This is a genomic window from Acinetobacter sp. WCHA55 (assembly GCF_002165305.2).
Classification (GTDB): Bacteria; Pseudomonadota; Gammaproteobacteria; order Pseudomonadales; family Moraxellaceae; genus Acinetobacter.
The window spans coordinates 688,640-714,411 of sequence record NZ_CP032286.1; the positions used below are offsets into that span (position 1 = coordinate 688,640).

Annotated in this window: 21 protein-coding genes; 13 read left to right on the forward strand and 8 right to left on the reverse strand. The window is 42.2% G+C overall.

Going from position 1 to position 25,772, the window contains the following annotated elements:
- The first annotated feature begins 38 nt into the window (after positions 1 to 38).
- Positions 39 to 1,094, forward strand: a complete 1,056-nt coding sequence (locus CDG62_RS06150; RefSeq protein ID WP_087528744.1) for a DUF1176 domain-containing protein — start codon at positions 39 to 41, stop codon at positions 1,092 to 1,094.
- Here CDG62_RS06150 and CDG62_RS06155 read toward each other — a convergent pair.
- From CDG62_RS06155 to CDG62_RS06170, 4 genes are all read right to left on the reverse strand, one after another.
- Positions 1,091 to 2,026 carry a tRNA dihydrouridine synthase gene (locus tag CDG62_RS06155; RefSeq protein WP_087528762.1) on the reverse strand — a complete coding sequence of 312 codons (936 nt, stop codon included), beginning with the start codon at positions 2,024 to 2,026 and terminating at the stop codon, positions 1,091 to 1,093. The genes CDG62_RS06150 and CDG62_RS06155 overlap by 4 nt on opposite strands.
- Positions 2,027 to 2,088: 62 nt before the next feature.
- Entirely contained in the window at positions 2,089 to 3,675 is a 1,587-nt protein-coding gene (locus CDG62_RS06160; protein ID WP_087528743.1) for an ATP-binding cassette domain-containing protein, read from the reverse strand.
- Positions 3,676 to 4,064: 389 nt separating this feature from the next.
- Entirely contained in the window at positions 4,065 to 4,997 is a 933-nt protein-coding gene (locus tag CDG62_RS06165) for an IS5 family transposase (protein WP_087528927.1), read from the reverse strand.
- Positions 4,998 to 5,359: 362 nt separating this feature from the next.
- On the reverse strand, positions 5,360 to 6,169 hold the full coding sequence (locus CDG62_RS06170; RefSeq protein WP_087528146.1) for a cytochrome C assembly family protein: 810 nt from the start codon (positions 6,167 to 6,169) through the stop codon (positions 5,360 to 5,362).
- 138 nt (positions 6,170 to 6,307) lie between these two features.
- On the opposite strand from CDG62_RS06170, the gene ffh reads away from it, so the two are divergent.
- Positions 6,308 to 7,711: a signal recognition particle protein gene (ffh, locus tag CDG62_RS06175; RefSeq protein WP_087528145.1), complete on the forward strand. Its 1,404-nt coding sequence runs from the start codon at positions 6,308 to 6,310 to the stop codon at positions 7,709 to 7,711.
- Positions 7,712 to 7,891: 180 nt separating this feature from the next.
- Positions 7,892 to 8,491 (forward strand): RBBP9/YdeN family alpha/beta hydrolase, encoded by a 600-nt coding sequence (locus CDG62_RS06180; protein WP_087528144.1) that lies wholly within the window; start codon positions 7,892 to 7,894, stop codon positions 8,489 to 8,491.
- On the opposite strand, the gene CDG62_RS06185 is transcribed toward CDG62_RS06180, so the two are convergent.
- On the reverse strand, positions 8,482 to 9,213 hold the full coding sequence (locus CDG62_RS06185; protein ID WP_087528143.1) for a type III pantothenate kinase: 732 nt from the start codon (positions 9,211 to 9,213) through the stop codon (positions 8,482 to 8,484). The genes CDG62_RS06180 and CDG62_RS06185 overlap by 10 nt on opposite strands.
- A 16-nt stretch (positions 9,214 to 9,229) precedes the next feature.
- Positions 9,230 to 9,985, reverse strand: a complete 756-nt coding sequence (locus tag CDG62_RS06190) for a biotin--[acetyl-CoA-carboxylase] ligase (protein ID WP_087528149.1) — start codon at positions 9,983 to 9,985, stop codon at positions 9,230 to 9,232.
- Positions 9,986 to 10,013: 28 nt separating this feature from the next.
- Here CDG62_RS06190 and CDG62_RS06195 point away from each other — a divergent pair, with 28 nt between their 5' ends.
- From CDG62_RS06195 to ligA, 5 genes are all read left to right on the forward strand, one after another.
- On the forward strand, positions 10,014 to 10,817 hold the full coding sequence (locus tag CDG62_RS06195) for a sulfite exporter TauE/SafE family protein (protein WP_087528142.1): 804 nt from the start codon (positions 10,014 to 10,016) through the stop codon (positions 10,815 to 10,817).
- Positions 10,818 to 10,976: 159 nt separating this feature from the next.
- On the forward strand, positions 10,977 to 11,672 hold the full coding sequence (locus tag CDG62_RS06200; protein WP_087528141.1) for a GntR family transcriptional regulator: 696 nt from the start codon (positions 10,977 to 10,979) through the stop codon (positions 11,670 to 11,672).
- A gap of 10 nt (positions 11,673 to 11,682) precedes the next feature.
- Positions 11,683 to 15,135 carry a chromosome segregation protein SMC gene (gene smc / locus CDG62_RS06205; RefSeq protein WP_087528140.1) on the forward strand — a complete coding sequence of 1,151 codons (3,453 nt, stop codon included), beginning with the start codon at positions 11,683 to 11,685 and terminating at the stop codon, positions 15,133 to 15,135.
- 4 nt (positions 15,136 to 15,139) lie between these two features.
- Positions 15,140 to 16,135 (forward strand): cell division protein ZipA C-terminal FtsZ-binding domain-containing protein, encoded by a 996-nt coding sequence (locus tag CDG62_RS06210; RefSeq protein ID WP_087528139.1) that lies wholly within the window; start codon positions 15,140 to 15,142, stop codon positions 16,133 to 16,135.
- Between the two features lie 94 nt (positions 16,136 to 16,229).
- Entirely contained in the window at positions 16,230 to 18,269 is a 2,040-nt protein-coding gene (gene ligA / locus CDG62_RS06215; RefSeq protein ID WP_087528138.1) for an NAD-dependent DNA ligase LigA, read from the forward strand.
- A 354-nt stretch (positions 18,270 to 18,623) separates the two neighbouring features.
- Here the strand turns inward: ligA and CDG62_RS06220 are convergent, their stop codons facing one another.
- Positions 18,624 to 19,691 carry an SDR family oxidoreductase gene (locus CDG62_RS06220; protein ID WP_087528137.1) on the reverse strand — a complete coding sequence of 356 codons (1,068 nt, stop codon included), beginning with the start codon at positions 19,689 to 19,691 and terminating at the stop codon, positions 18,624 to 18,626.
- A 267-nt stretch (positions 19,692 to 19,958) separates the two neighbouring features.
- Here CDG62_RS06220 and CDG62_RS06225 point away from each other — a divergent pair, with 267 nt between their 5' ends.
- The 5 genes from CDG62_RS06225 (at position 19,959) to ftn (ending at position 25,092) form a co-directional block, all read left to right on the forward strand.
- On the forward strand, positions 19,959 to 22,100 hold the full coding sequence (locus tag CDG62_RS06225) for a TonB-dependent receptor (protein WP_228254426.1): 2,142 nt from the start codon (positions 19,959 to 19,961) through the stop codon (positions 22,098 to 22,100).
- Positions 22,101 to 22,173: 73 nt separating this feature from the next.
- Complete coding sequence (locus CDG62_RS19295; protein WP_162904011.1) at positions 22,174 to 22,464, forward strand: hypothetical protein; 291 nt, start codon at positions 22,174 to 22,176, stop codon at positions 22,462 to 22,464.
- On the forward strand, positions 22,430 to 22,723 hold the full coding sequence (locus CDG62_RS06230; RefSeq protein WP_087528136.1) for a hypothetical protein: 294 nt from the start codon (positions 22,430 to 22,432) through the stop codon (positions 22,721 to 22,723). Before CDG62_RS19295 ends, CDG62_RS06230 begins: the two co-directional genes overlap by 35 nt.
- A 3-nt stretch (positions 22,724 to 22,726) precedes the next feature.
- Entirely contained in the window at positions 22,727 to 24,358 is a 1,632-nt protein-coding gene (locus CDG62_RS06235; protein WP_087528135.1) for a PepSY-associated TM helix domain-containing protein, read from the forward strand.
- Positions 24,359 to 24,627: 269 nt separating this feature from the next.
- The gene (gene ftn, locus CDG62_RS06240) at positions 24,628 to 25,092 is read left to right on the forward strand and encodes a heteropolymeric bacterioferritin subunit Ftn (RefSeq protein ID WP_087528134.1); all 465 of its coding nucleotides are present in this window, start codon (positions 24,628 to 24,630) and stop codon (positions 25,090 to 25,092) included.
- A 97-nt stretch (positions 25,093 to 25,189) separates the two neighbouring features.
- Here the strand turns inward: ftn and CDG62_RS06245 are convergent, their stop codons facing one another.
- Positions 25,190 to 25,750 carry a peroxiredoxin gene (locus tag CDG62_RS06245; RefSeq protein ID WP_416232140.1) on the reverse strand — a complete coding sequence of 187 codons (561 nt, stop codon included), beginning with the start codon at positions 25,748 to 25,750 and terminating at the stop codon, positions 25,190 to 25,192.
- Between the last annotated feature and the right edge of the window lie 22 nt (positions 25,751 to 25,772).

The following is a 25,772-nucleotide window of genomic DNA, read 5'->3' on the forward strand; positions in this document are numbered from 1 at the left end:
CACAGGGTTAATATTCCACGCAAGCGGAGTGAAGTCACATGTTGAATAAAACGTTAGGAAAGCTAAAAAATTCACTCTTGGGTGCTGTTTTGATCAACACCTTAAGTCAGCTGACTTATGCAGATACGGGGAGTTATTTCATACATAAGGACTGGGAACTTGCCTGTGATAATACAGGTATGTGCCGTGCGGCGGGCTATCAGAGTGATGCTCAGTTTGGTCATCCAGTATCTTTACTGATTTCTCGTCCCGCAGGTGCAGGCGGTGCGGTACTCACCCAAATTCAAGTGGCTGAGGAATTTACGCAGGATATTGAAGCCAGCTTAAATGTAGGAGGAATATCTCTAGGGAACATGACCATAGATGCCAAGAAAAGTACCGCGAAACTGTCCAGTATTCAAAGTGAGCAGTTGCTAAAGGCTTTGGTGGGAGCAGAAGATATTCGCCTTACGACCCAAGCACAGCAATGGCAAATTTCAACTGCTGGGGCAAATGCAGTTTTGCTTAAAATGGATGATATACAAAAGCGGGTAAATACACCGAATGCCATCTATCAAAAAGGTAGCCAGTCTGAGCAAAATGTTTTACAACCCAAAGCCATCCCTAAAATTGGCATTACAGGATATCGCCCTGCGGTTGCCAGCCATTTTGCCGTGGACAGTAAAAATGCCTATCAACTCTTTAAAAAGTTAAAAGTAAAAACCGATGAACAAGACTGTCCAAATCTCTATGAGGCACGGTTTTTTGAGGAAGATCGGGTTTCAGTCTATCCACTGAATGCAGAACAGGTAGTGGTTCAAGTGCCATGTTGGCGTGGGGCATACAATGAAGGTCTAGGCTACTGGGTCATGGACAAAGCCTTACAAAAGATTCAGCAGCAAGTCACCACATCAGGCTCAAGTTTTAGTGAGGCGCAAATTTTCTCAGAGCAAAAAGGGCGGGGCCTTGCTGACTGTGGTATTCGTTCCGAGTGGGCTTGGAATGGAAAGGCTTTTGTCCTCAGTTATCAGGCACAATCACAGCAATGTAAAGGCTTTGCAGGTGGTGCATGGAACTTACCGACTTATGTCGCGATCGCTGCGCGAACGGATTAAGTCGCGCTTGCCTTTAGTTTGAGAATAATGTCGTCCAGAGGCTTGATGCGTTTTACTTCATCCCAGAGGGCTTTGGCTTCAGGATAGTGTTTAGACATCATGCCAAGCCATTGTTTATAACGTCCGACCATATTCATTTCTTTCTTATACCCGCCATTTAAGAAACGGATTTGTAAGCTTAATAGCTCATTCCAAGTCAGCAAAGGTGTATCAGTATTTTGACGAATACACTGAGTCAAATCGGGGGTAGTCACGGCACCACGTCCAATCATCAAATCTTCACAGCCAGACTCTAAGCGACATTGTTTCGCGTCTGCATTGTTCCAAATTTCACCATTGGCAATCACATTGATCTTTAAGGCTTCACGAATCGGGCGGAGTTGATCCCAAAAAGCGGGTGGGGTATAGCCATCGGCTTTGGTCCGTGCATGCACGGTGACCCAAGCAGCACCTGCGTCTTCAATGGCATGAGCATTATCCAACATAAAATGTCGGTCCATATAGCCTAAGCGCATTTTCGCAGAAACAGGAATGTGCGCAGGAACCGCATCACGTACGGCTTTGACCAGTTCATGCACCACTTCTGGCTCATCTAAAAGCACCGAGCCACCACGGTGACGGTTCACGGTTTTGGCTGGACAACCAAAGTTCATATCAATGGCGGGTGCACCGAGTTTCACAGCACGGATGGCATTGGCAGCTAGCATTTCAGGGTCATTACCTAAGAATTGAACATGCACGGGTGTTCCCGCTGCCGTTTTTCCGTCATGCAGTAATTCAGGGCAATACTGATGAAAAATATGATCAGGTAAAACCGAATTGGTCACACGGATAAACTCAGTCACACACCAGTCGAAGCTACCTACAGACGTGAGCACATCACGCATGATTGGGTCGGTTAAGCCTTCCATCGGTGCAAGAATGAGTTTCACAGCGGTGTCACCAGTCAAATAGAAAAACGGTGTTATACGCAAATCCGATTACGCTGTCTAGTCTAATGCGTTTGGGTTAAATCGAAATAGTTTTGAATCTGTGTCTCCTCGACAAAGGCATCATCATGTGAAACTAAAATAACCGCCCCTGTAAAGTCGCGAATAGCTTGTGCCAGCAGTTGTCTTGAGTCGATGTCGAGGTGATTTTCAGGTTCGTCCAGTAAAAGTAAGTCCACAAGCTGTACTGCGAGACTGATACACAGTAAGGCAACTTTGAGTTGCTCACCGCCACTAAGTAGTGAGATCGGAAGCAGAGCCTTATCTCGTCGAATTCGAAGTTGCCCCAATTGATTCCGACACTCTTCGTCAGACAAAGACGGATTTAATAATTGTAAATTGTGTACCGCATTCAGTTCTGGATTCAGTAGGCTAAAGTTTTGATCTAAATATAACGATGCTCCTCGCTTGAAAATTTCTCCCGATTGAACATGACTATGATTTTTGATGGCACGAAGTAAGGTCGACTTACCTGAACCATTTTGGCCGCGCAGTTGGATTTTTTCTCCGCTATATAAGGCAAAAGAAATAGGCGAGATAGAAAGTGTGGTTAAAACCACCTCTTTTAAACGAAGAATTTCACCTGTTTGTTGAGGTTGAAAATGGAAATCAAACTTTTGTGACTTTATCTGTTCTAGTTGCTGCTGTTTGTTTTTGAGTTCATATTGTGCTTGTTCCTTTTGGCGAAGTTGTTGCTGTGCAACTCCCGATAGCGTTTGACTGGCACGTTCTTTTTTAAAGTCGAGCAGGATTTTGGCTTGAGAACCTGAATGTCGTAATTTCTGCCCAGACTTTTGCCTTTTCTGGGCTTTCATGCGCTGTTCATGCTGTTGGGCTTGTAATTGTTTAAGTTCGCGTTTCTCTTGCGAGATGTTGTGTAGTAACGCCTGCTGTTGTTGTTCTGCTTGTAATTGATATTTGGCATAGTTACAACGGAAGTATTGCAAGCCAAAATCATTTAAGACATAGGTGTTGGAGATTTGATTTAACAATGTGCGGTCATGGCTAATGACTAAACAGCCCGCAGGATGTTGAATGATTTTTTGACTTAACCACGCACGACTTTCATGGTCTAAGTGATTACTAGGTTCATCAAGAAGTAAATAATGCTCAGTTTGTAAAAATAGACCGCACAGTGCCAGTTTGGTTTTCTGACCTTCACTCAGTTGAGAAACCGAGCTGGATAGATCTGTAGGTAAGTTTGCACTTTTCAGTAATTTTAACCATTCAGTGGGTTGATGCCATACATGTTCGACGCGGTCATAGTCTTCAAAGCTTGCAGTCGATTGTTTAATACGCTGAAAACTTGCATGTAAGTCAGCAATATTAAGGGCTTCGGCAAGCGTACAGTTGCTTAAACGCTCGAGCTGACTTAAGTAGGAAAAAGGCATATGCCAAATTACTTCGCCACTCGCATAATTGGGCATGTGCGCCTGAGTGAGTAGGGACATTAATATTGATTTTCCTTGACCATTGCGACCGATCAGGGCTGAACATTGGGCAGCGGGCAATTCAAAGTTTAAATGCTGAAAAAGTGGTTCATGCGCAAATTGAACACTGAGATTTTTTACGGTACAGGCCTGTTGGGTCATTGAAGACTCCTTTATACAGGACATACAAAATAAATTTTTATATAGAGATATAGAGTAGTAAATAAGTTTATTTTGCACGTCAGAAAACAAATAAATTAGATTTGACGGAAAATAGGACTTACTTCATTGGCGTTACTCTAAGTAGAGAAGAAGGGGGGAAATATTTAGCTAGTATAGCAGATGGATGAAAAATGATCTATTTCATTATCCTTCGGTTTATCGATCAATGCTTTTTGCTACAGAACTCTGTCACAGCCTACCCACAGATATGAGTATATCGCGCATGATTGGTTTAGTTAGGCTTGTCTGAGTGCGCGGATGAGTTTTACTGGTGCTAGGCTTTGTTGCATAAAGCCCTTAAAGATAGAGCTTTCCTAAGTTGCTCAAATTTAAGTGACAACTTGGGTATGAGGTCGGCCTAATTCTGTAAATCTATTTAAAATGGCTATACGAGCATGTACCTCGTTGACTTGGCTTTGAAAGTTCCTAGCACTGAGTTTATCGCCTAATAATTTGATGCAGTGCATCTTGGTTTCAACCAGACTTCGCTGATGGTAGCCCGACCATTTTTTCCATAGTGTCCTGCCTAAACGTTTAACAGTGCGAAGTAATTCATTTCGCTCTAGCGAATGAACTTTTTTATCTTTCCAAGGCTTGGCATTTTTTCTAGGTGGAATCACTGCATGTGCTTGCCGATCTGCAATGACCTGTCGGCATTGCTTGGTGTCATAAGCGCCATCGGTATATACGGAGTCAATCTGCTCATCCAATGGAATCTGATTGAGTAAATCCCCAAGCACCTGTGAATCACTTACATTGTTGGTCGTGAGCTGAACGGCTCGTATTTGCAGGGTTCTAGCATCTATACCAATATGAAGTTTACACCATTGGCGACGATATTCAGACTGATGCTTTTTACGTTTCCATTCACCTTCGCCCAAAAACTTTAAGCCAGTAGAGTCTACGAGTAGATGAAGCCCATCACTGTTTTTCTGATAACTAATTGCAATATCAATATGCTTTTGTCTTCTACAAAGCGTACTGTAATCTGGTGCTGTCCAATCTAATCCACAAAGTTTAATTAAGCTTTGAACAAAGCCAGTGACCATGCGTAAAGTAAGTCTAAATAGAGATTTGATCATCAAACAGCATTGAATCGCTATGTCGGAGTAGGTTTGACTTCGACCTTGTTTGCCTTGAGGTTCTGCATACCATTGTGTTTTTGGATCGAACCAAATGGCAATATTCCCACGATTAATGAGAGCTCGGTTATATGCGGGCCAATTGGTTGTGCGGTAGATTTTGTGTGTAGGCTTCTTCATTTGGAAATTATATTGCTGAAGAAGCCCTTAAGAACAGCTTTGTGCAACAAAGCCGTATACCAGTAAAAATAATGATATCTATCAAAGTACTGGAAATACAGCAATACTGATGAATTGCCTTAGTATGTATAACTCCACTGAGTATAATAAGCTTATCGCGGAGCAAAATGACTATTGGATCAAATAAGTTGTTGTTAGATAAACTGAAATTAACAAGGTAAGTTGTTTTAAATCAATATGTTATTTTTTAACTAAAAGCCCAGTTTGCCTAAGCTGGGCTTTTCTGCTGGGCCATTATGTTATACATCTACTTTTTGAGTAAAGTACTGTATCGTTAATAAAGCGAACTCAACAAAAAGACGTTATCGACCTAAAATCATTTCCAATACAAACTTAGATCCGATAAAACCGACAGCCAATAAAAAGAATCCAATTAAGGTAAAGCGAATCGCTTTTTGACCTCGCCAACCGAAACGGTAATGTCCGATGAGCAAAGCCCCATACACAAACCAAGAAATAATACTAAAAGCGGTCTTATGTGCCAGATGTTGGGCAAAAAAGTTGTCAATGGTAAAGAAACCAAACACCAACGCCACAGTCAGTAAAATAAAACCCGTTTTAATCAAGTCAAACAATAAAGATTCCATCGCTTGAAAAGAGGGCAGTAAGTTGACCCAAAAGCGTTTCTTTTGTTTGTTTTTTAACTCACGATCTTGGAACCATAAAATCACGGCTTGTATGGTCGCCATGAGTAGTACCGCATAGGCCGACAACGATAAAATAATATGAATATCTAAGCCTAATGAGCGCTGTTCAATAAATTGAGTGGACTGACTAAAGGCAAAACCTAAAATGAGTCCTGTAGCGGCCACAGGAATACCAATCAGGTTCAAAGCTAGAATTGGACGATAAGTGCTATAGAGTAGACTGAGTAACAGCATGAGCCCTGATGTAAATGACATTAAGACAAAAACGTCATAATTCACTCCCATCGGCGTGAGCATGTCATGGTACAAAACAGTTGCATGCAGTAATAAGCCTAAGCCTAAAATAATGCCAATAAACCAATGGTTTGGATCACGTTTAGCCATTAATTTGAGAAACAAATACCAAAAAGAGGTGGTATAAGCGACTAATGCTAAGATGGTGTAAACCAAGGGCAGGCTAATCATGTCAAACCTTTTTCAGGATGATGAATATTCATTTATATAAATTCGGTGCGAACTACAGTATCCTATAGCATTCTATGCATAAATTTTCTATTTTAAGAAAGATTTTTTTGCAACTAGCAATTTTAAGCGGATTTTGCAATGTTTGATACCTTAACGGAACGACTCACGCAGAGTTTAAGAAATGTTACTGGCTCTGGGCAGCTAACCGAAGACAATATTAAAGATACCCTACGTGAAGTACGTATGGCACTTCTTGAAGCCGATGTTGCACTTCCTGTAACTCGTGAATTTATCGCGAAAGTTAAGGAAGAGGCGTTGGGTCAAGAAGTCATGACTCAATTATCGCCGGGCCAAGCATTTGTTAAAATCGTGCATGACGAATTAACAAAAATGATGGGCGAGGCAAATGAAAGCCTTGATCTTGCAGCAAAACCTCCAGTTGTGGTCCTTCTTGCGGGCTTACAGGGTGCAGGTAAAACAACAACGGCTGCAAAACTTGCTCGCTTCTTACAAGAACGCCAAAAGAAAAAAGTAGCGATGGTATCTGCTGACGTTTACCGTCCCGCAGCAATTAAACAGCTACAAACCGTTGCAGGTGAAGTTGGCGCGATTTTCTTTGAATCGAGTGCTGACGAAAAACCGATTACCATTGCAACGCGTGCAATTGAACAAGCCAAAATTCAGTTTGCGGATGTTTTGATTGTCGACACCGCAGGTCGTCTACACGTAGACGATGAAATGATGGACGAGATCAAAGAACTTCATGCGGCGATTAAGCCAACTGAAACTTTGTTTGTGGTCGATGCAATGACCGGTCAGGATGCGGCAAATACAGCCAAAGCCTTCAATGATGCACTGCCATTAACGGGTGTGATTCTGACCAAAACTGATGGTGATGCACGTGGTGGTGCAGCGCTTTCAGTACGCGCAATTACTGGTAAGCCAATCAAATTCTTAGGTATGGGTGAAAAGCTCGATGCCCTAGAGCCATTCCATCCTGAACGTGTTGCACAGCGTATCTTGGGTATGGGTGACGTACTTTCTTTAGTTGAAGAACTTGAGCGCAAAGTCGACAAAGAAAAAGCCGAAAAAATGGCGAAAAAACTGCAAAAAGGCGGCAGTTTCAATTTTGAAGATATGCTAATGCAGTTTGAGCAAATGAATAAAATGGGTGGCATGATGGGCTTCTTGGATAAGTTGCCTGGCATGAGCAATGCAGGGATTCAAGATGCGTTGGCGCAAGCAAACCCTGAAAAGCAAGTGAAAAAGATGGAAGCGATTATCCAATCGATGACCATCAAAGAGCGTCGTAATCCAGACCTGATGAACCCAAGCCGTAAAAAGCGCATTGCAGCAGGCTGTGGTATGGATGTCGTTGAAGTCAATAAATTGATTAAACAACATGCGCAAATGGCAAAAATGATGAAAAAATTTGCCAATCCATCGGGTATGGCAAAAATGATGAAATCATTAAGCGGTATGCAAAAACAGTTTGGTGGTGGCGGAATGGGACCATTATTTGGTGGGAACGATAAGAAGTAATCGGCTTCTAACCATTTCAGAAAAAGGCGCGTTGAGCGCCTTTTTTTATGTTGTTTTGTGAGTCATGGAAATTATGGTGTGTATTTTCAATACTGTCGATCAATAACAAAAATGCACTGTTTATGGCATGAAAGTTGCGTAAAATTTATTCTTTTCAAACATTATAATAAGAAGTTGAAAATGCATGAATCAAAACAACATATCTATATTGTGCATGGCTATCAAGCATCGCCCAATGACCATTGGTTTCCTTGGCTCAGTCAAAAACTCAGTCAGATGGACCTACATGCCGAAGTAAAACGCTTAGTGCTCCCGCATAGTGATACACCACATTTCGAAGAATGGCAGCAGGCTTTAGCCCTGCAAATGACCACTTTAGATGAAAATACCATCATCATTGCGCATAGTTTGGGGTGTCTGGTGACTTTACATTACTTGAGTATTCAACTACGGGAACGTCGAATTAAAGCAATCTTCTGTATTGCGGGCTTTAAAGCGAATTTAACAAGCTTGCCTGAGTTAAGTAGCTTTATTGCGCAAGCGAAGTTGGACAGCGGTATACTCCACTCGCACATCGCTTCACGTGTGGTGTTGTTTTCCAATAATGACCCTTATGTTCCACCGCCTTTGGCACTGACCTTTGGGCACTTTTTGAGTGCAGAGGTATTGGAAGTGAAACGTGCAGGACATTTTATGCGGGAAAATGGCTATGCTGAATTTGAGTTACTGCTCAATACCTTAACCCCTCTGTTACAACAGCAGGCGGTGGCTCAAGGTTGATGCTGAATATAATATTGCAACCCTTTAAGTAATAAATCATTTTCAATGCATGGTGCATACTCTGCCAAATAGCGTGCAAATATAGGCGCATCTCCGCCAGTTAAAATCAGTTGGCGTGGAGAATGTTGCAAGACTTTTTCAATGGTGCTGACCAAGCCGAGCAAAATCCCGTGATGCACTGCGTCGATGGTATTACGGCCAGGACCGAGTTCATCAAAAGCCGCATCTGGAATTTTAATGCCTTTGGTGTTTTGGATCAGCGAGTCTCGTTGTAAGTAGAGGTTTGGTAGAATATAGCCACCTAAATGCTGCAAACCATCAGCCAAGTCGATGGTTAGCGCCGTGCCACAGCTAATCACACAATAGTTTTGCTTCGGATCGCGTGCGACTGCCAACACTTGCAGCCAACGGTCAATGCCGAGTTGTTCAGGCTGTTCATAGCCACATTGTAAGTCAGCATAGTTGGCCTGTACTTGAGCAAAGGTGATTGGCACATTTAAACTTTTTAAAAGTCTACGGATTCGGTCATTATTTTTTTTGTCCTGAACCGAAGATACCCCAATCTGTTGGATGTTTAAGTTTTTAAAATGCTGAATTAGACCTAAAAGCAAATCGGCAGGGGACTGTAAATGTAACTCAGCCCCTTGTTCCAAAATTTGATCTTCCTGCGTAATCCAATACTTCAGACGAGTATTACCAATATCTAACCATAAATTTTTCATGATGATACTCAATCATTTAAACAGGGATCATTGGGCGTAAACGGCCTTGGTAAAAGCTTTCAACACCCTTGGTGGTCTGAATTTGTACCGCACCATCATCTTGAATGCCTAAGAATAGGCCTTGAGATAGACCTTTCATGTGTTCAAATTCAACGGGTTGCTGCATAAATGCTGCGTAATGATTGAAACGAGAAGCCAAATTTGCACTGTTATGGGTGAACCATAGACCTGCCTGTTGAATCGCTAGATACAGTTCTGCCATTAAGCGAATTCGCTCTGCTTGGGCTAAACCTAACTGTTCAAGTGAGCTGGTGGCTTGATCAAGCTGGGTATCTTTGACTTGGTTGATATTGATGCCCACCCCAATAATAGCTTGGTGGCTTGACAATGGTTCAACTAAAATTCCGCCCCATTTACCTTGAGCACTGTAAAGGTCATTCGGCCATTTTACCTGTAGAGCAAGGCCCTGCAAACTTGGCATTTGTAGGATATTTAACGCAATTTCTAAAGCCAAGCGCCCATCTATAGGTGTTTTGGTCTGAAGCAATGTGCTTAAATAGATGTTTCCTTCAGGAGAAACCCATTGTCGTTGACGCTGTCCACGGCCTTGAGTTTGTCGTGTACTGCAGACCAAAACGCTCTGAATCCCTTTTTGCGCAATTTCACGCACATCATCATTGGTGGATGTGGTAACTGGCTTAAGCAATAAAACTTCAGGAAGTTGCTGTGCTTCAGCGAGAAGCTCTTGTAATTGGCGTGTCTCTAAATCCATATGAATCTGAGAAAAGTGAAAAATGATCATGGAGTTAATCATATATTTACTGATTGGCGCAATCGCTGGTTTTGCTGCGGGGCTATTTGGGGTCGGTGGTGGACTCATTATCATCCCGATTTTATATGTGGTATTTACTCATTTGAACTATGACCCAAGTGTCATTATGCATATGGCGGTGGGTACATCGCTGGCGACTATTATTGTTACTTCAATGAGTTCTGTGAGTGCGCATCATAAACGTGGAGCAGTGCTGTGGCCTGTGTTTCGTAATTTGGCTCCAGGTTTAGTCATGGGCGCATTTTTAGGTGCGGGCATTGCAGATTATATGTCGGGACATGGCTTACAGCTGTTGATCGGTTTTTTTGCAGTGTGGGTGGCATACAAAATGTTTAGTGGCGCACATGTTGAGGTTGACCCATCTCGTCAGTTGCCGTCGACGGGCAAACAGTTATTTGTCGGTGCGGGCATTGGTGTGGCTTCTGCGATCTTTGGCATTGGTGGGGGGAGTTTGACCGTGCCGTATTTAAACCGCCATGGTGTGATTATGCAAAAAGCGGTGGCGACATCAGCGGCTTGTGGCTTACCAATTGCAGTAGCTGGTGCTTTGGGTTTTATGTGGTTTGGTCATCGAGCTGAGGTCAATGTACCGAATACCATTGGTTATATTCATGTCTACGCCTTTTTCGGGATTGCGATGATGAGCTTCATTACTGCCAAGTTTGGGGCAAAAGTAGCGCACCATTTGTCGGCAGCGATGTTGAAAAAGTGTTTTGCGGGGTTATTAATTGTTGTTGGGCTATATTTTATTTATCAAGGTTTTAGTTCTTAGTGACTTTGACAATATTGTGTGCGTTACTGCGGATTGGCATTATAGACGGTAAAATTGTTAGACAATGACATGGTGTTTAGTATTTAAGATCGGGTAAAACCTAAAAATAGGTCACTAACGACCATGGATTGCATCTTATAAAAACAAGTTAGGAACAGTATGCAAGCACATGATACAGAGAGTTTGTCCGAACAAATTGCCAAGCACATCAGTGAACAAATCATTCGTGGTGAGTTGGTTGAAGGTGAGCGCATACAAGAATTACGTATTGCCGCTGAACTAGATGTGAGTCGCGGTTCTGTGCGCGAAGCTTTGTTATTGCTTGAACGCACACATCTGATTGAAATCTACCCGCGCCGTGGTGCGATCGTCTCTGAAATGTCCGCTCAACAAGTGCGTGCCTTGTTTGACACCAGCAGTCTACTGTTGGGGCAAATTGTGCAACGTATTGCGGAAACATGGCGTAGCTATGAAGCGGAACGTTTGCAATTGTTATTGGATGAATTGAGCAACCAGTTGAAACAAGGCAGTATCGAAAAATTTTATGATTTGATTTTTGAAGGATTGGCTCGCCAACATGAAATGGTGGGCAATGCTTATTTGATGAAGTTTTACCAAGAACTGTTACCCTCGATACGTCGGAGCTATTTTTTAACCTTAAATACTTCACGTAGAGAGTTACAAGAATCTTATGATTTATTTAAACTGGTGACTGATGCGGTTTTAATCAGAAAATCACAACAAGCTACTTTATTTATGGAAGATTTTTGTCGACACTTACGTAACTTGGTGTTGGAATCTCTGACCCGAATGAAACAAATTGAACTTGCGTGGGCGAGACGCTCACGACGTTAGTCAGGACATTATGCGTTTAAGCAGTTTAAAACTTTCCGGCTTCAAATCTTTTGCCGACAGTACTACATTACACTTTAAAGATAGCCGTACCGCTGTGGTTGGGCCGAATGGTTGTGGTAAATCCAATGTAATCGACGCGATCCGTTGGGTCATGGGCGAATCCAGTGCTCGCCAACTGCGTGGCGGTAGTATGCAGGATGTCATTTTTACAGGCACGGCAAAGCGCAAGCCGGTTAGTGTCGCAAGTGTAGAACTGCGTTTTGACAACACCTATGGCAAGTTAGGTGGCAGTTATAATGCCTATACTGAACTGGCAGTTAAGCGTCAGGTCAACCGAGATGGTAAGTCTGAATACTTTTTAAATGGCACCAAATGTCGTCGTCGGGATATTACTGATATATTCTTAGGCACAGGTTTAGGGCCACGTTCTTATTCGATTATTGAACAGGGCATGATCAACCGTTTGGTCGATGCAAAACCTGAAGAAATGCGGGTTTTTATTGAGGAAGCTGCAGGAGTTTCACGTTATCAAGCCCGTCGCCGTGAAACCTTATTGCATTTGGATCACACCACGCAAAACTTATCGCGTTTAGAAGATATTGCCTCCGAGTTAAGATCACAGTTAAAAACTTTAAAACGTCAGGCTGAAACTGCGATTCAATATAAAACACTGGAAAGCCAAATTCGCACCATTAAAGTCGAAGTTTTATCTTTTCAATGTGAACAAAGCAGCCGTTTACAGCAAGAATATACGCTACACATGAATGATTTGGGCGATCAGTTCAAGTTAGTCCGTTCAGAGTTAACCACTTTAGAGCATGATTTGACTTCGACCAGTGAGCTATTTCAACGCCTGATTCAGCAGTCCACGCCCCTACAGAGTGAGTGGCAACAGGCAGAGAAAAAGCTGGCTGAGTTGAAAATGACTTTGGAACAAAAGCAGAGCTTGTTCCAGCAAAACACCACCACTTTGGCACAGCTTGAACAGCAGAAGGCGCAAACCAAAGAACGTATGCAGTTGATCGAGTTGCAATTGGAAAGTTTGCACGAACAAAATGAGCTTCATAACGAACAGTTACAACAGCAAGAAAGTCAAAACCAACAGCAAAGCCAAGGTTTAACGGATTTAAAAGCACAGCAGCAACAGTTGCTTCAACAGTTTGAACAAGTCAAAAGTTTGGTTGAAAAGCAACAGCAACAAAAAGTGCAGATGTTGGCGCAAAGTGAACAGTTGGCCAAAAACATTTTACGTTTTGAACAACAAAAGCAAATTTTAGAGCAGCAAGCGACGCAAATTCAAAACCAAAGCCAGTTGGATGCGATAGACCAATTGTTGCATGTCAAGCAAGATGCCGAAGCACAACAGTTACAACGTGAGCAAAGTATCATTGAGGTGCAGTTACAGCTGGATGATTTGCGTATTCAGCACCAAGCTGCTCAAACTGAGTTGAATCAGCACAAAGCAGATATACAGGTCTTAAGTGCAGAACAGAAACATCTAAAGCAGCTATTGGTTAAAGTCAGTGCCTTAAAAAATAGTGATCATCCGCAGTTGATGCATGTGCTGAAGCTTAAAGATGCGGCTAAAACCCATGCCGCGCTGGTCGAAAAATTCTTAGCCAAATGGCTTTCAGCGCATTGTTTGGACAACAGCGATGCATTTACTGATGCGGTTGCACGTCAGTTAACGCCTCAGCCACATGTTGAACTAATCGAAATTGCAGGTTGCGATAGCCTAGCCAGTTGGATTGAATCACCGCAGTCCTCTTTGTGGCAACAGGTGGGAGTGACCACGAACTTAAAACAAGCCCTCGCTTTGCAAAAGCAATTGAAAGATGGTCAGTCTCTTCTAAGTTTAGACGGTTATCATGTTGGCGTGGACTGGGTGATTGGTCTGGATTATGACGAAGCGAGCCAAGCTGGACAGGGGGCACTCAGTCATCGAATTCGTTTAGATGAAATTGAACAGAGTCTTGCTGAAAAAACAGGACTTCTGACTCAGCTTGAAACGAAAACCACAGAACTTCGTACTCAAGTTCAAGCAGTAGATGAGCAGTTAAAAGCGGATCAACAGCTATTGAAAAAAGAAGTTCAGGCAACCCAGCAGATTAACTTGAATATCGCCAAAGTACAAAGTACCAACCAAGCCTTTGAAGTGCAAAAACAACAATTGGCCAATCAACTGGCACAGTTAGACAGTCAACTCGAAGAAGATGCCATGCAAAAAGATGATTTGGAGATTGATCTGCATGCATTGAATATTAAGCTTGAGCAAAACTTACCTAACTACAAAACCATGCAGTTCCAAGTGGAGTCGTTGACTGAGCAACTGGATGACAGCCAGCAGCAGGCACAGCAGGTTTGGCAAGCACTTGAAATGGTACGTCGTCAGGCGGTGCAAACCACACAGCAGATTGAACTGTTAGAAAAAGACAGTACTTTCTTAAAAGCGCAGTATCAGCAAATATTGTCACAGATGGAGCAGGCCAAAAAGTTTATTGACCCTGTACAACTGGAGCTGCCTGCCTTAGAAAGCCAGTTTAGTGAACAAGCACAGATCACTGAAAAGCTGCAAAAGACATGGTCTGAATGGCAAGTTGAGCTGAATGCGGTACAAGAGCGTCAGCAGAGTTTGACCGAACAACGTCATCAGCATCAGCAACAAGATGAAAAGCTGAGAACTCAGTTAGAAGAAAAACGTTTGGCGTGGCAAGCTGCAAAGTCAGACTTACAACATTATTCTGAACAGCTGAAAGAGATGAATGTTGAAGCTATTGAGGGTTTGAACATTGAGATCAGTAGCCATCAACAAGTTCTAGAAAAAGCACAGCAGCAGTTTGAGAAATTGGGTGCAGTGAATTTGGCAGCTTCAGAAGAATATGAAGAAGTGTCTAAACGTTTTGAAGAATTGAGTCATCAAATTCAAGATTTGGAAAATACCGTTGAACAGTTGCGTGCTGCAATGAAAAGTATTGACCAAGAAACCCGCAAACTGTTTATGACGACTTTTGATCGGGTCAATGCTGAATTACAAGACTTGTTCCCGAAAGTATTTAATGGCGGTGAAGCAAGTCTGACTTTGGAAGATGACTGGCAGTCTGGGGTTAAACTGATGGCTCGTCCGCCAGGCAAACGCAACAGCTCATTGGCACTACTTTCAGGCGGAGAAAAAGCCCTGACAGCATTGGCCTTGGTGTTTGCGATTTTCCGCCTCAATCCATCGCCATTTTGTGTTTTGGATGAAGTTGATGCACCTCTGGATGATGCGAACGTGGGAAGATTTTGTAATCTTGTAAAAGAGCTTTCTGAACAGGTGCAATTCATTTACATTACCCATAATAAACTCGCAATGACGATGGCGACCGACTTGTTAGGTGTTACGATGCCTGAACCGGGAACATCAAAGTTAGTGACTGTAAATTTAGAACAGGCAAAAGAATACGGTTTAGTCGCGGAGGCCTAATAAGATGGAATACACAACAATTATTGGTATCGTCATAGCAGTGATCATTATGCTGTTTGGGGTTCGAATGATTTTTCGAAAGCCGGCAGATGCAGCGCCTTCACTTGAGTCCGCATTGCATATTGATGCTGACAGTCAAAAACCGATTATCCCGCGTCACGTACGTGATCAACTGCAAACGGTATCAGTTGAAGAGGTTGAACGTAAAGAGCCGACTTTAAACGAAAACTCTGTAGAAGAGACTCTGTCTGAAAAAGCCGAACCGAAAGCTTTGGATGCAGACAGTGTACTCGAAAGCAGCAGTACTGAACCAAGTTTGGATGCGTCAGCTGAGGTAGAAAATAAAGCAGTAGACTCAGTCGCTCCTGAAAATGCTGTAGCAGATGTAACGGAATTAACGACTGAAAGTGCAAGCTCCTCGCTTGTTGATGACCAAGCAAAAGCAGATAAAGCTGAATTTAGTTTAAATGCCAACGTCGAAAAAGCCGAAATTTCAGAGTTTGACGATGAAAGCAGCATTTTAGATGCGCATTTGTATGAGCAAAAAATTGTTGATGATGAAAGTGCCTTAGCCACAGCAGAATCGTTTATTGCCCTGAATGTTTATCCTGAACGTCGCGCGTTGTCTGGTGAGAAAACATTAAAAGTTTTAATGAAGTATGGCCTACGTTTTGGCGAAATGTCATGTTTCCATCGTTATAACGAAGATGGAACAAAGTTGCTGTTCTCTGTGTTGCAAATTACGGATACAGGTATGGATGGTTTTGACTTGGAAAATCTGTCGACCGATCCAATTAAAGGTTTGGCATTTTTCTTGGCCTTACCACATCGTGATGTCCAAAATGCCTTTGATACCATGGATAGTATTTCACGTTTGATTGCTCGTGAAATTGATGGAACAGTCTATGACCAAAACAACCAAGAGTTCACGCCCCAACTGCGTGAGCATTGGCGCCACTTGGCGATTGATTACCGTGCTGGACAAGCAATCGACGCTTAATCTGATTGAAAGCAACGGTAACGATTTCTATAATAGACAGTAGAAATACAATTTTTAGGGCGGAACAAAGACCGCCCTTTTTTATGGTGAAATTATGACTCAAACTTCGACTGTCGTTGCGCAAATGCGTCAACTGATCCAAATTTTGGCACAGCATAATCATGCTTATTATGTGATGGATCAGCCGACCATTTTAGACAGTGAATATGATCAGCTTTTTCATCAATTGAAAGCTTTAGAAGAACAATACCCTGAGTGTATTCAGCCAGATAGCCCGATCAATAAAGTGGGTGCTAAACCTTTGGCGAAGTTTACGAGCGTGACACATGTGGTACCGATGCTGTCCTTGGGTAATGTGTTTAATCAAGAAGAACTCTTTGCTTTTGCGCGCCGTGCAGAAGAACGTTTGCCGAATCAAACGATTCAATACGATGTCGAACTGAAGTTTGATGGTCTTGCCATTTCACTGTGGTATGAACAGGGTGTGTTAGTTCGTGGGGTGACGCGTGGTGATGGTGAGACAGGGGAAGATATTACCCAAAATGTCAAAACCATTCGTAACTTGCCGAAGGTGTTGAGCACAGATCAGGGCGAAGTACCTACATTACTGGAAGTTCGTGGCGAAGTCTTGATGCCTAAAGCAGGCTTTGAAAAGCTCAATGCAGAAAATGAAGCCAAAGGTGAAAAGACTTTTGCCAATCCACGGAATGCCGCAGCGGGAAGTCTACGTCAGTTAGACCCGAACATTGCGGCTGCACGTCCACTAGCATTTTATGCTTATGGTATTGCGCAGTGTGAACCCAATCATGGTCAAAGCACCATGTCGGAAAGTCTAGAGTGGTTGCAACAGTTTGGTTTTGCAGTCGGTGAGCGTCATTTTGTCTGCGATAGCATTCAAGAAGTTCAAGCTGTTTATGAGCAAATCAATGCGGAACGACCACAATTGAGTGTGGAAATTGATGGCATGGTGATTAAGGTCAACAGCCTTAAACAACAGCAACAGCTAGGCTTTTTAAGTCGTGAACCGCGTTGGGCAACGGCGTATAAATTCCCTGCGGTGGCTGCGCTTACCACGGTTGAACATATTGACTGGCAAGTGGGGCGTACAGGTACATTGACCCCTGTGGCGCGGTTGAATCCTGTTGCTGTGGGTGGTGTTACCGTTTCAAATGTCACCTTGCATAATATTGGGGAAATTCACCGCCTAGATGTGCGAATTGGCGATACTGTCAGTGTTTACCGTAGTGGTGATGTGATTCCCAAAGTGGAAAAAGTGTGGCCTGAGTTCCGCCCTGTTGATGCCACTGAAGTTGAACTCCCGAGCCAATGTCCTGTGTGTGAATCACCTGTGGTGATGCCCGAAGGTGAAGCTTTAGCACGTTGCTCTGGTGGTTTGTATTGTGCTGCACAGCGTATCGAGGCAATTCGCCACTTCGTATCCCGTAAAGCGCTTGATATTGAAGGTTTGGGGGATCGTTGGGTCGAATCACTGTTACATCTTGATTTACTTAAAGATGTGGCTGATATTTATCACCTACATGAGCACCGAGAAAAGCTATTAACTATTGAAAAAATGGGTGAGAAGTCCGTTCAGAACTTGATTGATTCGATTGAAAATAGCAAGAAAACCACTTTGGCTGCATTTATTTATGCGCTGGGGATTCGTGGGGTAGGTGAAACCACAGCGCGTATGTTGGCCAATACTTTCCAAACTTTAGATGCGTTACGTGTCGCAGACATTGAAGCTTTAAAGAAAACTCCAGATGTGGGGGATATCACGGCGGAGTGGATTGTCGACTTTTTTCAAGCACCGCATAACCTTGAAGTTTTGGACCGATTATTGGCGGCAGGTATTCACTGGGACGCTCCTGTGGCACCAAGTCGCCAACCTTTAAATGGTGAAAGTTGGGTCGTGACAGGGACACTCAGTACGATGGGGCGTGATGAAGCAACACAGCTCTTGCAAGCACTAGGTGCACGTGTCAGTGGTAGTGTGTCGAGTAAGACCAAGTGTGTCGTTGCTGGTGAAAAAGCAGGTTCGAAGCTGGATAAAGCTGAGAAGCTTGGTATTGCTGTAATTAACGAAGCTGAGTTTATTCAACTGATGAAAGATTATGGTCAGTTAGAGGCTTAGATTTTTGATTTGGATAGAAAACATACTGTCCAGATATCTCCGTTCAGTTAAAGCATGACTAAAATGACTTTTAATGATGAGGGATTCACGGCGGGGTCTTACATATTCGCATCAAATGCTTGAAGTTCGTATGTTACTTTGGATTAGCCCAAAGTAACCAAAGGCATGAGTCATCAGCAAAACTCGTTCATTGCTATCAATGAGTAAAATTGTCGCAGAAACATTTTTTTCTCATGTAGTGTTGTCTCGAACAGTTGCTGATGACATTTCATGTATCCCATACCTTCATTAATTTAGAAAAAGCATAGTGCTTGTCAGCTATGACATTGACGAGCACTATGCTTTTTATTTATTTCAAGGAATATATTGCTTGATTACACCGTCATCGAGCAATTGTTGAAAGTGCTCAACGAGACTCTCTTTGACATCTCGGTACTTTAAGCCCAATTCTTTTTGGCTCTTGTTCGCATCAAAATAAATTGGATAACCCATATTCAACTCAACAAACTCGCGGCTAAAGCCAATGAATGGACCAATCACCTTAAAGGCTGCTTTGGGCAGTTCATTTCGTGGAAATGGAAATTTCCAACCAAAATGGGCTTTAAGCAATTGACCGATTTCAAGCAGACTTAAAGTTCCACCACTGACGATGTAGCGCCCCGTTGCATTTGGGTTAAATGCAGCTTGTAAATGTGCCTCGGCAACATCTTGAACATCGACCACGCCATTCCACATCGGTGGAACACCCGCGAGAGTCAAGCCATTGGTAAACTGTTGTAAGACCTCAATCGAACCTGACTGTGTATTTGGTGTCAATGAACGACCAAAGACCAACGCCGGGTTAATGCAGACCAACTGCCAACGATCTTGTGCCTCAGCCATTGCCCAAGCTTTACGCTCAGCCATCACTTTAGAATATGGGTAAGGCTGATGGGTCTCAGAACTACTGGTGTTCCAGTGACTTTCATCAAAAGTATTATGGTCCGTTTTTAAAATATCAATCGCATCACCATAGGTCGATGCAATACTCGAAGTAACAATGACACGTTTAACGGACTCGGTTTCATTGACGGTGTTTAAGACATTTTCTGTACCCAAAACAGCAGGTTCAATGATGTCTTTCACTGCATCTTTATAGTTGGTGACGACGAAAGGAGAGGCCATATGAAAGACAATTTCACAACCTTGCATCGCTTCTTTAAAAGAATTGGGTTCGAGTAAATTGGCCTTAAATAGTTTCAGTGTTCCTGCACTGCTTTCTGCAATTTGAGATAAATGTGCGAAGCTTTGGGTTTTGTTCAGGTCACGTACAGTGGCATGAACGGTATAACCTTGGGCTAATAATTTTTGAATTACCCAACTGGCAATATAACCCGATGCACCTGTGACCAGTACAGGCGCTTGTGTTGCTAAATTTGTCATAGATCAACCGTTGTTGTTTTAAGTATAGGCTTAGTGTAAACGCGAATGCAGGGAAAGTCTTTGCTTCAGTACCGAACTGATGACTGACTTATTCGTTATTTTACGATAGTTCACTCAATTTAATTCAATATATATATAGGGTTTATTGAAAAAATCCTAAATTTATATTTTAGATCAAATAAATAAGTCAAACGAGAAAATTCAATTAATAATTATTTACATTGTGTATATAATAATCATTATCATTTAGTTTAAGCGTTGTTTCAAATGAAAACCTTTTCAAAAAAAATTCTTGCAAGTTCTGTTGCTATTTTAATGATGGGAGGTGGCTGTTTTCAGCTTGCCTTTGCTGAGGAAGAGGTTTCGATTTTACCTGCCTTAAAATCAGAAGCGCAGGCACAACAACAAAACTATGCAGATGGTAAGTTAGCCAAAGAAGCTAAGTTAGGCGCCTTGGGTAATAAGTCTGTCATTGATACTCCTTTTAGTGTCACGACATATACTGCAAAAACAATTTCTGATAATCAAGCTGCGACGGTTTCTGAAGTTCTTAAAAATGATCCGAGTATTCGTGAAACGACCAATTCAGGTCATTTAAATGAAAACATTCAGATCCGTGGTTTCTCTGTAGGTTTTGAAGACTACAACATTAATGGTCTATATGGCATGGCACCAACTGGACGTATTCCAACAGATATTATTGATTCAGTCACTGTACTTAAAGGTCCTAATGCTTTAGTGGCAGGCATGGCACCAGCTGGGAGTGTTGGTGGTGTAGTCATGGCGCAAACAAAGCGCGCAAATCAAGATCAGACACGTGTAAGTGCAAGCTATGAAGACGATGGTTACTATAAATCAGGCTTTGATGTTGCAAGACGTTTAGGTAATAACAAGGAATTTGGTGTGCGTGTCGGTGGCTCTTATGGGCAAGGTGAACATATCATTGATGGGATGGATGATACAAATTCAACAGGGGTCGTAGCACTTGACTATACAACGGATAAGTTAAAACTGAACTTTGATGCTTATGCGGTACGAGATAAGCGTGATAATGGTTCACCTGTTATGGTAAGTATGGGTACAATCAAACAGGTTATTGCGGCTCCGAGTGGGGATAGTAATTTCTTCCCAAACATTCACGGTGAGCAAAGTAGTCAATACTTAGGAGTATCAGGCGAATATAAATTTAGCCCTGATTTAAAAGTATTTGGGGGAGCAGGATATACAGAAAAAGAATATTCTGGACATATTTTTGGTACGCGGATGATTGTGAAAAATGCGACTACAGGTGCCGCAAGTTCACAGTATTATCGAGTGGGTTATCAAGAACATGCTGTCGCAGCTAATCTTGGGCTAGAAGGTAAGTTTGATACAGGTGCTATCCAACATACACTTGGCTTACGCGCAGATTATCTGACACGCAATTATTGGCAACATTCAGCAGCAACATCAAATGCGTTTGATACTAACCTTTATAACCCAATTGTAGATGCATCTGAACAAATGCCTACGTCATATCCAATTATTGTACCTTATGCCGATAACCGCTATGTCAGCTATACATTAACTGATCAAATGTCGATGTTAGACGATAAATTACAAGTCATTTTAGGTGCTCGATACCAAGATATTGACACGAAAAATTTATATAAAAAGACGAAATATTCATCAGATAAACTTTCCCCAAGCTTAGGTCTCGTCGTTAAACCATTTGGTGAGGACCTATCTTTCTATGCAAGTTATGTCGAAGGACTATCTGAAGGTGTAACAGTTTCAGATATTACCTATCCGACGGCAACAAATAAGGGTGAGACATTTGCACCTTATCAAACTAAACAATATGAACTAGGGACTAAATACCAAGTGGGTTCTTGGCTCAATACTTTAGCGCTTTACCAAATTGAAAAGCCTGAGGTTTATCAGGACACAGTAACTAAGGCTGTTAAAGATGATGCTGAGACGCGTTCACGCGGTATCGAGCTTTCAACAGCGGGACAGCTAACAGAAGATTTAAGTTTGACGGCGAACTTAGCTTATATTGATGCTGAATATGTTAAATCGGGGACAGCATCTCAAGTAGGTAATACTGTAATTGGTACGCCTGATTTTACTGCTGGTCTGGGTATGGACTATAAAATTCCTGTCGTTGACGGTTTGAGTGTAAATGCTCGTGCATCTTATGTGAGTGAACAATACTTAAATACGGATAATAGTTTAGAGTTGCCTGATTACACAATTTTGGATTTGGGGGCTAAATATGCGACAAAAATTGGTGGTGTAAATACAACATTTAGAGCTAATGTAAATAACTTAACCGATGAAAAATATTGGTCAGGAGTATTTGGTAGTAACTATGCCATTTTAGGTGCTGGTCGTACCTATAAACTTGGCGTCACTTTCGATTTCTAATTTTTGAGATTAGCCCATTGCGATGCAGTGGGCTTTTTTATGTCTGAATGCTGCCTCATTTAAGTTGAAAGCAATGATTAAATTTCTCGGTTTACTCCTGTGCTGTAGTGGTTGTGTCCTGCTGTATTTGACCCATGCTAATCAAACTGTACTCAAGCAGACTGTAGCGAAAAAGTACCGTTGGGTCGGGCTTACAGGTCTTATTTTGGCATTGGTTCTTTTACTGTCGGTATTACCAAAACTGGTAGCAGTGTTGATGTGGTTACTGATTCCATTGGTGTTGTGGTCAGCACTACCATTTCTTCCTTTATTACATGGGGCTTTGACGCATGACGTTGCTACGCGATCAAAAGATACAACCTGACTGGTGGACGAAAAGCTTTGCGGGTGCATTTCTTGGACTTAGCTTAGCTTTCGCTTTAGCTGCATTAATCACGATGTGGGGACTTCAATCTGAGCATCGTGGCCTTGCGCCACAGTTAGGGATGTGGTCGATTCCGTGGATTTGGTTACCCCTCTTTTTCGTGGCCTATTTTATTCCACGTGGTTGGCAGTCTATTGTAATTTATCTGTTTTTCAATGTCGTGGCTTACGCACTCGTGTTTTGGCTTAGAGGACAATAGGGTATGAAGGTACGTACAGATATTCTTCGACTGGCCAAAGAGCTGCATACATGGGTTGGGATTTGCGCGGGTATTCTCTTGTTTATCTGCTTTTTTGCAGGTGGGCTAAGTATGTTCCAGCATGATTTGAGTAAGTGGGCAACACCGCCACAACAAAGTTTACATACGGTTGAATTGCATCAGTACAATGATTTGGTGTCACAGGTACAGCAGCGCTATCCTGAAGCGCAAAAAAGCTTTCAGATCAATTTAAACTCCAAAGAGTTTCATCATGCCCCGATCCAGTGGCAACCTGCGCAAAGTCAAGCGCATGATGATCATGACTTTGATACCGATCAAAGTGCAATGTTGGCGACGCTGAAACCAGATGGCAGTTTGCAGGTTGAACAGGAAAACCTATCCAAACTGGGGTGGTTGATTGAACAACTACATGAAACAGCAGGCATTCCTGGCATGCTAGGGCACCATACACTCGGTGTTTATGTCATGGGGGTGGTATCCGTCTTATATTTTTTGGCGTTGATGACTGGCCTGATCGTCCTCTTGCCGACGTTGGTCAAAGACTATTTTGCGATACGGCAAGGTAAGAACAAAAAACGCTTTTGGCTTGATGCACACAATGTGATTGGCATTACCAGTTTACCATTTCATATTTTGATTAGTGTAACGGTGATTGTTTTTGCATTTCATGATCTCTTTTATGATGGTTTAGGGCAACTGGTGTCCAAAGGCAAACCATTGTTTGAGCGTCCTGCTGCGGTGCAGATTGTAGAACCAGTCCTTCCATTGGATGTTGAAAAAATACTCTTGCAGGTACAGCAACAAGCACAGGGCTATGAGGTTTCGTCTGTAAGTTTTAATAATCTCGACCAGCCCGCGAAGGCATCCGCCCGTGTGAGTTTATACAGCCCTGACCAGATGTTACGCGGTGACAACTTCGATGTGATGTTTTTCAATCCTTATCAGCCCGCACCTTATAGTACGGTCAATTTAAATACCCAGAGTTCAGCTCTAGATCAACTGATTCGATCTATGTTCAGTTTGCACTTTGGCAACTATGGCGGAGATTTTACTCGGTGGTTGTATTTGGCCTTGGGGATGGGCGGGGCATTTTTATTTTATTCAGGCAATATTCTATGGATTGAATCGCGTGTAAAGCGACAAAAAAATCCGAATTTAGCACCACCTGCACAGCGCAAGGATGTGCAATTCATTGCAAACTTAACCATAGGGTCATGTTTAGGAACAGTCCTTGGCATTTTTATGAGTATGTTGATTGGGCGTTGGGCTTATGTACTCAGTCCTGAGTTACACAGTATCAATGTGTGGTTTATGTATATCTATTATGCGATTTTTATCTTCAGTTTAATGCTTAGCTTTGTACTGGGCGCTGCGCGAGCATTACCAACGTTACTGCTGTCGATTGTGGTTGTTTTATTGCTGATGCCTTTGACGTCTGCTATAGCATTGCTTTTACCTGAGATTGGACTCTGGTCATCTGTTTCTTCTTTATGGTGGGTTGACGTCTTTGCTATTCTTTTTGCGGGGTTATTTTTCCGTTTTTATCGTCAAGCTCAGGCCCGAATAGGGTCCGCAGAAGTGGGTTCTATTTGGTTTGTTGCTCAGAAAAAATGAAAGATTGTGCACTGCTCTAAGGCTGAAATAAGAAGCATTTTTAATGGTTACAAAATGAAGCACAGGGCGGTTCAAGCCTAAAAAGCCTTTGTAAAAGGGATGAAGTTTTGCAAAGGCTTCTTTTATAACTATTATTTTGATGACTCATACTGCAAATGCGTATGTTTCTCATTTTAATTTTATAAAAATCATAAGCTTACATAATTTATCTTTTGCAAAGTGAATTAAATGTGTCCATAATGGTTACATTAGAGAATGGAGATTTTGAAATGCGTGGCAATCCTGAAGTCGTAGACTACTTAAATATGTTGATCGGTGGAGAATTGGCTGCACGCGATCAATATCTCATTCATTCACGTATGTATGAAGATTGGGGTTTGAGCAAAATCTTTGAACGTATTGATCATGAAATGCAAGAAGAAGCACAGCATGCAGATGCGATTATTCGCCGTGTTTTGTTTTTGGAAGGCACACCGAATATGAAACGTGATGACGTTGAAATTGGTGAAGATGTGGTTTCATGCTTAAAAGCCGATTTAAAGCTTGAATATCATGTACGTGAAAAATTAGCGCAAGGCGTAAAATTGTGTGAAGAAAAGGGTGATTACATTACCCGTGACATGTTACGTCAACAAATGTCAGATACCGAAGAAGACCATACTTATTGGTTAGAAAAACAATTACGTTTAATCGAGTTGATTGGTCTACAAAACTATATTCAGTCTCAGATGTAAGAGATGCATGCCACTTTATGTAAAGGTGACTTTTGCATTTACATACTGAGTAATCAAAAAGCCTTCGAACATTAATTCGAAGGTTTTTTTGTATGGGTCATTTTTTAGAGAACTTTTGAATATCTGCCAATACTTGTCCCGCATGGGTTTGGGTATTCACACTGCTGTAGTGATAGACCACTGTACCTTGTGGGTCGATCAGAAAGGTCTCACGTTTGGCAATTTTTGCGATGCCTAAGTTCCGCACGATGCCGAGCTGATTGGCCAGTTGATGATTGTTATCAGCCAAAATAGGGAAATTCAGCCCTAACTTTTTCGAAAATTTTTGATGTGACTGTACATCATCCAGACTTACGCCTAAAACCACGGCATTATTTTTGCTAAATTGTGGGTAGAGTGCTTTGAACTGATTGGCTTCTTGTGTACAACCTGGTGAGTCATCCTTCGGATAAAAATAGAGAACGACCCACTTGCCTTGATATTGTTTGAGCTCATGCCATTTGGTATTTTGATCTTGTAATTTAAAACTCGGTGCGGGCTTGCCTACCCATTGTTTTTGGTCTGATGAAGCGCTTGAAAAAGCGGGTGCTGCATAAGTGGTGCTACTGATAGTCCAGAAACCACCTAGCGAAATTAAGCTAATCGTTGCCATTTGCATTATTTTCATGATGTAGGCTGTC